Genomic DNA, 9,673 nt, shown 5'->3' on the forward strand with positions numbered 1-9,673 from the left:
TGATTTTGGACTCTCTGATGCTCGGGCGCTTGTACCTCATCTCGCTGGCTTACCTTTTTTCTTGCGCGGCATTTGGCCAAGATTTACAACACCAATGGCAAGCATTGTACCAAGAAGCGTGGCAACAGACAGAGGTCACCATTAAGCAATCTCATATTGCTCAGTTTCCAAAAGCACTGTGGCTATCAAGCAGTCAGTACCCAAATTTCGAGCGCTTTAGCTGGCAAGACTTACGTGCACTAGAGCAAGTTGCCACCGACTGCCGAGCAACTGCGAATGCACCGCAGCGCATCTCAGGCGCAATCGAATTTGAGCTGGCGTTATGCCAAAACAAACAGCTTGATCTCGCTTGGTTTGCCAATCACACATTGTTGCATCCCGCGGGTGGCAGCTACGCAGACCGCTATTTGGAACAAGGTATAGCGCATAACCAAGTATTCTCACCTGAGCTTCTTGCCCTCACCAGCTTATCCAACCCGAATAACCCACTCTATTCACAAGTTTCCACGCTTTCTGCAGAAGGTAAACAAGCCTTGATTAACGGTTATCGAGCTTGGTTAGAAGGTGATGCCTTATGGCTAAGTGGAGAGTCTGGCTGGAAGCGAGTAACGGTAAATGTCTGGCAGCCACTTGCGAAACACTACAACATCACCCTAACAGGAAACAGTTGTGGCTTAACTTACAGTAACTTGTGTATTAGCCATACTGACACGACTTGGCTCAGTCAACAGCAGTTGTTGTTGCTTTTCGGCACTTTAGTTGCTGTGTTTATCGCTCGGCTTAGCGTACTCAAACACAAACAGCAGCGAGAAAAGCGCTTTGTTCTACAATTATTGACTCACGAGTTGAGAACGCCTATCACCAGCTTGGGGCTCACCATCGAGCTGTTTCGTGATCAATTCGATCAGTTTGATTCAGAGACTCAGCAAGCGTTTTGGCGTTTGCTTGCCGATTACCAAAGACTGTCGCAACTGACAGAGAACAGCAAAGTCTACCTAAATGCGAACAAGGGAACCGCACTGCTGTCCCAAACGGCCTCGGTACATGATTGGCTTACCCATTGCTGTGACAAACATCAGGTCGAATTTTCACTCAATCAAGATAAAGAGATAACGCAGCCCTATTACTGGCTTTCTGTTTGTTTAGACAACTTGATCAAAAATGCGAAACAACACGGTCAAGGCGAAGTCTATGTCAGCGCGCACCTTGGCAAAACACTAACCATTGAAGTTCAAGATCAAGGGCATTTTCCAAATGCTTGGCAGCGCATGTTTAGGCGAAGAAAGGCGTCCAGCGATAACATGGGCATAGGATTACACATCGTTGCCCACCTTATAAAGCTCGCTAATGGCAAGCTAATCTTATTGCGTAAACCAACTCGATGTATTTTGGAGCTGCCGTATGAGCACAATACTTCTGATTGAAGACGATCAACTCCTAGGACAAGGCCTCGTCAGCGTCTTTGAAAATAATCACTACCGATGCTTATGGGCGCAAAATAGCAAGCAAGCCAAAAAGCTGTGGTATAAAGCAGATTTGGTGATTCTCGACAGACAATTGGACGACGGCGATAGCTTACAGCATCTCCCACATTGGATGTTGCTTAAGGCACTCCCAGTCATTGTGTTAACGGCAAAAGTCACAATTGAAGAGCGCGTCGAAGGCTTGATGGCCGGCGCGAAAGACTATGTAAGTAAGCCATTCTCTACCGATGAGTTGCTCGCACGTGTCACTTCACAGCTTCGTCCCTTAGGTGGCGGCCAACTCAATTATGCCGACATCCAAATAGATATAGGTCGACGCCAAGCAAGCATTGGGCCGCAGTCGGTCACACTCAAACCCAAAGAGTTTCAACTCTTACTGTTGCTGGTACAAAATCAAGGCCGAGTGTTTCATCGCGATGAGTTGCTCAATAAAATTTGGGGATATGAAGCCTTTCCAAACACGCGTACGGTCGACAATCATGTTTTGCATTTACGCCAAAAACTGCCGAGCTTAAACATTGAAACCCACCGAGGCGTAGGCTACCGATTGAGAGAGGCAAACCAATGAGTAAATCCACATTGTTTGGCGCCACGTTTTTGATCTCGCTCGTCGCGTCGACGCCCAGCCATAGCGATCTATTCCTGGATACGCCGCTGCAACCGGCTTATCAAGCAACACTCAATCAACAACCTCAACTCGCTTGGCAAGAGCTAACCCTTGCTCTCAGTCAGCACGAACTTGACGACCATCTCTGGTTACCTGTGAAACAAGAAGTCCTCCACCAGACCGATTGTGGAAGCGCTCTGTCAGGTGGTTCGGCTAACAACCTGCGGCTCAGCTTTGTGAAGCGATTTGGTACCACGGCGAAAGGTTATCAGGTGCGGATTTCCACAGAGAACAGCCCGAGCGCCATGGATGTCACGTTATTTACCCCAGATGGTTCGCCATTAGTCTCAGGGCAATTTGGCGCAGGGCAAAGCTATCAAGAATTTGAAAGTATTGAGTTGTTACAGAAACCACGTTCTGGGGTCTTCAATCTTGTTATTGACGAGCAAACCATTGGATTAGTCATTGCTATTGAAGATCAGTCGCAATGGCTCGTCTTTAATCAACAGCGCGCCATCCCAACCGTCGAACTGAATCTGCCACAAACCCTGCCAGGTTGCCCGAGTGTGTCGGCAAGTTGGCAGTGGTTTGATAGCGATTATCGAATGTTGGGGCACAAAGTCGCGTTTCAACAAAACCCACAGCCAATACCAGCCAACAGCCCTTATCAAACACAAGCAAAACACCTTAGTGCTAGCGTCGAACGAGTCGAGTTTCAGCATGGTGTTCGCATCGAATACATTCAACGCATTGCCATTCCATACCAGTAAAATCATAGGCATCACTCATCCTCGAATAGAGACAAAAGGGTGACAAAACTCTAGGTAGATTCGCGTTAAATACTCCTAACTTAATGTCGGAGTTTCACAATGAAATTAAATCTACCTTTTTTAACAACACTACTGGTTGGCAGCACCTTGGCGGCCAGCACGTTAGCTCAACCAATTGAGCTCACTGCAAATAAACAACACGTCTCCATTGTTCCGGAAACCTTACAGATAGACTGGAACGGTTTGTCCATCAATGACAATGCCCTATCGTTCAATCAGCAAACGAGCTCCAGTTATCGGCTGATAAAGAAAAGTGCAACGGATGCGAGCTGGCAAGTTCAACCAAGTGGTATCCAATTGCAAGCGTCGCTGGTGGGCGAGGTTTTGCAACTCACCTTGATTCCGCCAAACAACCTGAAGATTGACCGAAAACGTCCGTTAGTGATTGATTGGTTTGAACTCAATGAACAAAAAGTCGATACCTTGTTATTACCTCTTAGCGAGGGAATGCGTATTCCAGTGAAGCATGCAACCTGGGCAAATTTCCTTGCTGATGAATACTCAGGATCAAATACGACTCAAGGCTTGAAAATGCCCTTCTGGAGTGCGGAACAACAAGGGCGCTTTATCAACTACCATTTGCTGTCACCCACGAATAACCAGTTGAGCTTCTCGAACCACAAAGGTCGAGTTGATATGGCGCTAAACCATCACTTCACTCCTCTGAACCGTAATCAGCCGCTGCGAGTAAACATCTCTATAGGTGACGACATGTTGAGCGGCGCAAAGCAATACCGAACCTGGCGACAGGCTCAGCGGCTAGCCGATCCCTTAAGCGCGAAAATTGCCCGTAATCCAGAGATAAAAAAACTGATCGCAGCCAACCACGTTTATCTCTTTGGCACTGGCCCTCTTAGCATTCAGGATGTCAAAAACTGGTGGGGCCTAAACGAATGGTATACAAAAAGATCAGGGTTAATCCTGTCTCGTGAGGCAGAAAAAGAACTGTCTTCATTGAGCAAAGATCAAGGTTGGTTCAGCGCATTTCACAAGCAGTTGCTGCTAGACGAATTACAATCCTCGCTAACGAAAAAATTCCCAGTGCCTCACCCAAGCTTAATTGACAACACCATTGCGACTCAGTACCAAATGGCACAGGCTCGTAAATCGTGGCTGATTAAACAAGCGGGCCAATACTTAGTTAAGCCATCAAAGTGGGGCCCGGCGTTATCTAGCGATATGCTTAACACCTTTCAACAAGCGGGTCTTACCCATTTGTGGCTTGGCTTTGATAATTGGATGCCAAGTTTCTATCAACCGGAAAGCGTTAATAAAGCCAAACAGCTTGGCTACCTTGTCGGGGTTTACGACTCATACAACACGGCGATTGCACAAGGTGTGAATGATGGATGGCTCACTGCCTTGCTCCCTGACGAGATGCGTAATGACTGTGCGATTGAAAAAGCTAATGGGGATAAAAAATCAGGTTTTCGCGGTAAAGGATTCTATCTGAATCCAAATTGCCACTTAGATTATGTTAAGCAACGTATTCTCGATATTGCTCATTACGGGGGGGTCAATAGCTTGTTCCTTGATGTTGACGGTACATCAATGGCTCGAGAAGACTATCGAGATAACAGTAGCCAAACTGAGGTCCTGTCTGCTTACAACAAACGTTTAAATTGGATCAGCCAGCAAACATCATTGGTATTAGGTTCTGAAGATGGGAATGCATTAACCAGCACAGGTATGGCGTTTGCTCACGGATTGGAGACAGTGGGCTTTGGTTGGGTAGATCCGGATATGACCAAGAATAAACAATCTAAGTACTACTTAGGTCGCTGGTACCCCAATCACAAGCCTGAATATTTCTTCAAATCAGCACAGGTAAAAGAGCCTTATCGCAGCTTGCTGTTTTCACCTCAATATCGTCTCCCACTCTATCAAGCGGTGTTTCATGATGAGGTCATCAATAACCATCATTGGCATAGTGATAGCCTAAAGTTCAGTGACGTTAAAGCGTACCGAGATCTCACAGCAATGCTATACAACATTCCCGCAATGGTTCATTTAACAAGAGACGAGGCTCTGAGTGTTAACAGCCCAAGAATTAAAGCTCTTCAACATTATCAAGCCGGCTATTCACCACTCCATAAAGCCCTGTGGGATAAGGCGCTGACCGACTTTGTTTGGCTAAACCCGCTCGGTACGGTGCAAAAAGCGACCTACTCTGATGGCAGCATTATTGTGGCTAACTTTACCCAACAGCGCGTCAAATACGGTGACAAGCACATTGACCCGCTTGCGATTTACGCAGAGCTTAGCGATGGCACTCGGTTAGATTGGCAGAGCCAATAAACGTTATCGACCTGTTCTAAGAATGAGGTGGCCCAGAAGGGTCACCATTACCGCAACTTCAGGCGCATTGTTAGCCGCAATTTTTCGCTAACAAAACTTGAGTAATGTACAGCTTATTGCTAGTGAGGTACTGGATGTCCGCTAGGTATGCCAAATGATGCCCGTCATTGATATTTTCGATGTACGCTTGATTTCCACTACGCGCTTCACTGTGCATATGGTCAACTAGAACTTGGACTCGTTCCACCATTACCTCCACTAATTCTTGCCGTTCAACTTTGGATAATCCATAAGCATCACAAAACTGTTTAGCTCGCTGAGACTGCGAAATTAAGTCTCCCACTGCATCATTTTCGTCCGTTTTGAAAGGAGCCCAGCAGTAGAGTGCGTAGGCAATATCCCAACCTCTTGGCGCTGGGTGGGCAGTATCAAAATCAATAACCCCCACGGCTTGTGAACCAAGCAAACAAACATTATAAGGCGCATAATCACCATGACAGATAACTTCATAAGGCTCTCTTGCAGGAAGCATCCATTTTAATGTTCGACCTGAATATTCAGTAAGAAATGAACTGGAAGATTCATGATAGGCTCGGAGCAATGTCGCAGCAGAAATCAACGCTTCTTTCGTTGTAATACTGCCTTTTAATGGGTAGTTAAACACCTCTCCTTCCACAAAGGATAAGACTTCGTTACCCTGCTCATCAAACCCGAAAGGCTTGGGGGCCGAATCAAAACCATTTTCAGCGACGTGCGATAGTAAAAGGTGTACGGTTTCCGACCATTCACCACTTGGCCGATATACTCTATTTTTTGAACGGAAAATCTGATCCGCCCGCCCTCCGTGAAGTTTCTCCATGGTTTCCCCTTTATAGTTCACTGATTCGTTGATGTAAGCGCTGCATTTAACAAGGGAGATGAAGCGAGCTTAACTTAAGTTAACTCAACTTAAGCACTAAAGCCGGGGCATATCAAAGTTGCCATGAGTTACAAATCCTCATTAAGTTATCTGTCCTCTTTCTGGACACAAGTTGATGTCCAAGTTCTGATTATTAATTGGAGGCATATTTTCAACTTGATGATAGCCCCAAATCAATAGCACCAATATTAATAGGGGCAGAAGTATGTAAACAGCAGATTTAAAATAAGCAGTGGCCCCTGTCGTGACCAGTGTCGGTCTATAAACCTTTACAGAGCCAGGGGGGAAGCGCCCTTCTGTGATGCCCTTGAAACCGATTGGTAACAAGACAACACTTGCGATGATTAATGCTGGTAAAGGAATAGCAATGAATATCAAATGCCAAAAATAATCTTTGGCACTGTAACCAAGAATCTGCTAGCAATGAGGGTTATCCACAATATCCGTAATGAGTGGCCAGATTAGACTCTTATGTAAAACGATTAAAATAGTCCCCATACAAGTTATCAGTGAAAGCCGTAAAATTTTCTCTGATTTTGTATATTCTTTTGCATACTCCATACTTCAATATCCTTTGAAAAACCCACTACAACAAGCGTTGTGAATCAATTGGTTATGAGTGATTTTCTATGTATTTCCCTAAGGACTCGGTCGGTTGATACAAAGGGCTAATGGGGAGCTTAAGATTGAGCTTTTCAACTTCCACTGCTGAAGTGCCATGGTTTTTCTCAAAGTCACTCCAGGTGCTTTTGTGAACCTGCTTTACGATTTGAAAGTCTAGTAGTAACTGAGAAAACGCTTCAGGACTATACCCCTCAGTCTCAGCAATAAAGTGCTGTGTAGCGGTAGGGCTACATCGAACCAATGCCAAATAAAATCGAGCGATGTCATTAACATGGGCATATTGGTTATAACCTTGAGATGGTATCGCGACTTGGAAAGTCTGGTCAGTTAAAGAGTCTACAATTCGCTTTAGCTGACAGTTTTCACCACCATAAACCAGGCTAGGACAGTAAACGACATGCCACTTCTTTTTAATAGCATAAGCTATTGTCACTGTGTCTAATTTCACCGCCTCTAGAGGCTTCAAATTAAATTCTTTGAGGTCTTTATAAGAAGCATGACCAAATAGCCAAACGCCAGAGGTGTGGATTTTTGTCGCTCCTTCAGTCGCTAGATTGTCCAGCGTTGTTAGCAGATTGAACTCGATATCAGAGATCTCCTCTGGTGAGAATTCTGACCAATGAGGGCGAGCACAATTTATAACAATATCGAAGTAACCAACGAAATCTGATGGCATAGTGGTAACGCTTCGCGCATGAGACAAAACACCTCTCGTCCGGCTGTAGGTTGAAACTTCATAGCCATCTTCAGCAAACATCTTGGTCACGTGGCTACCAATATACCCACTAGCTCCTGCAATAAGTACTTTCATTCTTTCCCTAAACTCTAGATTACACATAACACCTTGTTATGCTTGCTTTCTGCGAAGGCATCGAACATTTGCTCACCGAAACCTTGTCCACGATAGTCACTATGGATTCGAACACCTTCGATAAGACAACGCCAACTACCAATATGCGTTAGGTAAGGAATAAAAGTAATTTGAAGCATCCCAACTAGAGAATTTTCCAGCTCAACAACGAGTAATTCGTTGTTTGGGTCTCTTACAATTCCTTCAAACGCTTCAAGATACCCACTATTCAACGGAACAGACGCATCTTCTCTTTTACTACCAAGTGGGTCATTTGAAAGTAAAGCTACAAGACTTTCCAAATCTTCGAAATCAGCTGAACGATACTTTAATTCCATTTATAGCTCCTTGTTACTTCTGGCTGCTAACGCCCTGTTAAGGTGTGAGCAACGCAATACCGAAGCTCCCGCATACCACCTTAAACACCAAAACCAACGCATAGTAAAAATGCCACGCGTTGCGAATCACTCTTAAACAATTTGTTAGGCATTTGGTTGCCAATACGTAGATCTCAATACTTTGCCAAGTAGCTCACTAGCTGTATCGTAACCCTCAACCGCTTTTCTGTGATATGAAGCTGCTTCAAGTTCGTTATCCGCCATTAGACATTTGGCAAAGTTATCTTTCAAAGCCCTCAGACTAACTCTAAGTTCGTCATTGGATATTCGTTGAATCAAGATTGCTGTTCTAGCATTCAAAACACGATTTTTCTCGCCTAACTCATCCGGTATTGAGTAACCCCATTTACCAGTATTTTCAAAATTAACTTTGTCGTTTCTATAGATCTGACTACACGATCGAAAGTACTCTAAAAGTTCAGTTTGGAGTTCTAAAACTGTTTCTCTTTGAAATGCATTGGCAATTTCCTGCTTTTCGTGTTCTTTAGCTTTATTACTCAAAACATGAGAACTCCAGCTAGCTATAGCTGTTGTTGCGATACTTGCCAAAGCTCCAACAATAGTTCCTACAAATCCCCAAGTAACAGCTTCCATTTATGTTTCCTCGTATATGCCTAACGCCCTGTTAAGTAGTGAGCAACGCTAAGCCACCTAACCTAAACCTTTTTACCGTAAACACTTAGCTCAACTTTGAATGCAAAATGCCAAGCGTTGGGAATCTGCCTTAAACGCCTTGTTATAACTTCAGGTACGTGTGAATGGTTGTATTTGTGTTTTTGAACCCTGTTGACTCAAATTCCAATGCCCATGATGACTCGAGTACCATCGGTAGCTTTCCATTTGCCGGTTCACCAAACTTAATTTCAGTTATGTCAACAGGGCTATGAGCACCAAAAAAGTAAACTGACCCGTCAATATACCCGTCATTTGGGTTTACAGGGAAAGTAAAGGTTCTACCAGTAAGTTCATTAAGTCCTGTAGGTAAATTTATACCGTCTAGGCTAAGTTCAAACGGCTCTATTCCAATCTCAATTGAAGCCATACCATCGACATCAGAAAGCATTGCACTTGTAAATTTGAGTTTTTCTATCGGGAAATTTTCCACTCTTCCTCCTGAGTTATAACGCCGCGTTAAGTAGTGAGCAACGCTAACCACCTAGCCTAAACCTATATACCGTAAACACTCAACCCAACATAGAATGCAAAGCGCTAAGCGTTGGGAATCTGCCTTAAACGCCTTGTTATGTGCCTTAGGCATTACTCTGAAAGGTTAAGAAAGTACACAAGACCCAACCTATTTCTTGATTCGAATACCTGACTTCACATGCCCAATAATCTTTACCATATGTATCGTTGATTACTTCAATCTTTGCACCTTTTTTTAGTACGGCTTTAGAGCTAGAAGGAGACATATTCTTTGAGTTCTGGCGAGCTGCGTCTTTTCCGTACTATAAACTCGCACATTAGAATCGCTCACAATAGCCACTCTATCGGCAGAACAAGCAGAAACAATCGCTGATGAAAAAGCAAGCAATAGAATTTTAACTAAGAATTTCATCGCAATACCCTATTGGCAAGCGTCCCTATAACTAAAGTTTGTCATGTCTTCGTGTAATACTTTAACAGCGAGTTTTTCGGCACCACTGCCAAGAGGACTGGCACA

8 protein-coding genes and 1 pseudogene are annotated in these 9,673 nt (G+C 44.3%); 4 read left to right on the forward strand and 5 right to left on the reverse strand.

Going from position 1 to position 9,673, the window contains the following annotated elements:
• Positions 1-17 precede the first annotated feature (17 nt).
• The 4 genes from RH45_RS02415 to RH45_RS02430 all read left to right on the forward strand — a co-directional run bounded on the left by RH45_RS02415 (position 18) and on the right by RH45_RS02430 (position 5,219).
• A complete protein-coding gene (locus RH45_RS02415) occupies positions 18-1,424 on the forward strand; it encodes an ATP-binding protein (protein WP_008073405.1) in 1,407 nt (468 codons plus the stop codon).
• Complete coding sequence (locus RH45_RS02420) at positions 1,402-2,052, forward strand: response regulator transcription factor (RefSeq protein ID WP_008073406.1); 651 nt, start codon at positions 1,402-1,404, stop codon at positions 2,050-2,052. Before RH45_RS02415 ends, RH45_RS02420 begins: the two co-directional genes overlap by 23 nt.
• A complete protein-coding gene (locus RH45_RS02425) occupies positions 2,049-2,861 on the forward strand; it encodes a DUF2861 family protein (protein ID WP_008073407.1) in 813 nt (270 codons plus the stop codon). Before RH45_RS02420 ends, RH45_RS02425 begins: the two co-directional genes overlap by 4 nt.
• A 99-nt stretch (positions 2,862-2,960) precedes the next feature.
• Positions 2,961-5,219 (forward strand): glycoside hydrolase, encoded by a 2,259-nt coding sequence (locus tag RH45_RS02430; RefSeq protein WP_008073408.1) that lies wholly within the window; start codon positions 2,961-2,963, stop codon positions 5,217-5,219.
• Positions 5,220-5,289: 70 nt separating this feature from the next.
• Here RH45_RS02430 and RH45_RS02435 read toward each other — a convergent pair whose 3' ends face one another.
• The 5 genes and pseudogenes from RH45_RS02435 to RH45_RS02455 form a co-directional block, all read right to left on the reverse strand.
• A complete protein-coding gene (locus RH45_RS02435; RefSeq protein WP_008073409.1) occupies positions 5,290-6,078 on the reverse strand; it encodes a phosphotransferase enzyme family protein in 789 nt (262 codons plus the stop codon).
• Positions 6,079-6,751: 673 nt separating this feature from the next.
• Positions 6,752-7,573 (reverse strand): NAD-dependent epimerase/dehydratase family protein, encoded by an 822-nt coding sequence (locus RH45_RS02440; RefSeq protein ID WP_008073419.1) that lies wholly within the window; start codon positions 7,571-7,573, stop codon positions 6,752-6,754.
• Positions 7,574-7,590: 17 nt separating this feature from the next.
• Positions 7,591-7,950: pseudogene (locus RH45_RS02445) on the reverse strand (GNAT family N-acetyltransferase); the annotation flags it as partial.
• Positions 7,951-8,094: 144 nt separating this feature from the next.
• On the reverse strand, positions 8,095-8,604 hold the full coding sequence (locus tag RH45_RS02450; RefSeq protein ID WP_008073430.1) for a hypothetical protein: 510 nt from the start codon (positions 8,602-8,604) through the stop codon (positions 8,095-8,097).
• Positions 8,605-8,746: 142 nt separating this feature from the next.
• On the reverse strand, positions 8,747-9,115 hold the full coding sequence (locus tag RH45_RS02455; protein WP_008073432.1) for a hypothetical protein: 369 nt from the start codon (positions 9,113-9,115) through the stop codon (positions 8,747-8,749).
• Positions 9,116-9,673 lie beyond the last annotated feature (558 nt).

The sequence above is a fragment of the Vibrio sinaloensis DSM 21326 genome (genome assembly GCF_000189275.1).
In the GTDB taxonomy this organism is placed as follows: domain Bacteria; phylum Pseudomonadota; class Gammaproteobacteria; order Enterobacterales; family Vibrionaceae; genus Vibrio; species Vibrio sinaloensis.

Bases quoted from the DNA above. Each gene is read 5' to 3' on its own strand.
- RH45_RS02415 (WP_008073405.1), top strand. From the start codon at position 18: ATGCTCGGGCGCTTGTACCTCATCTCGCTGGCTTACCTTTTTTCTTGC.
- RH45_RS02420 (WP_008073406.1), top strand. From the start codon at position 1,402: ATGAGCACAATACTTCTGATTGAAGACGATCAACTCCTAGGACAAGGC.
- RH45_RS02425 (WP_008073407.1), top strand. From the start codon at position 2,049: ATGAGTAAATCCACATTGTTTGGCGCCACGTTTTTGATCTCGCTCGTC.
- RH45_RS02430 (WP_008073408.1), top strand. From the start codon at position 2,961: ATGAAATTAAATCTACCTTTTTTAACAACACTACTGGTTGGCAGCACC.
- RH45_RS02435 (WP_008073409.1), bottom strand. From the start codon at position 6,078: ATGGAGAAACTTCACGGAGGGCGGGCGGATCAGATTTTCCGTTCAAAA.
- RH45_RS02440 (WP_008073419.1), bottom strand. From the start codon at position 7,573: ATGAAAGTACTTATTGCAGGAGCTAGTGGGTATATTGGTAGCCACGTG.
- RH45_RS02450 (WP_008073430.1), bottom strand. From the start codon at position 8,604: ATGGAAGCTGTTACTTGGGGATTTGTAGGAACTATTGTTGGAGCTTTG.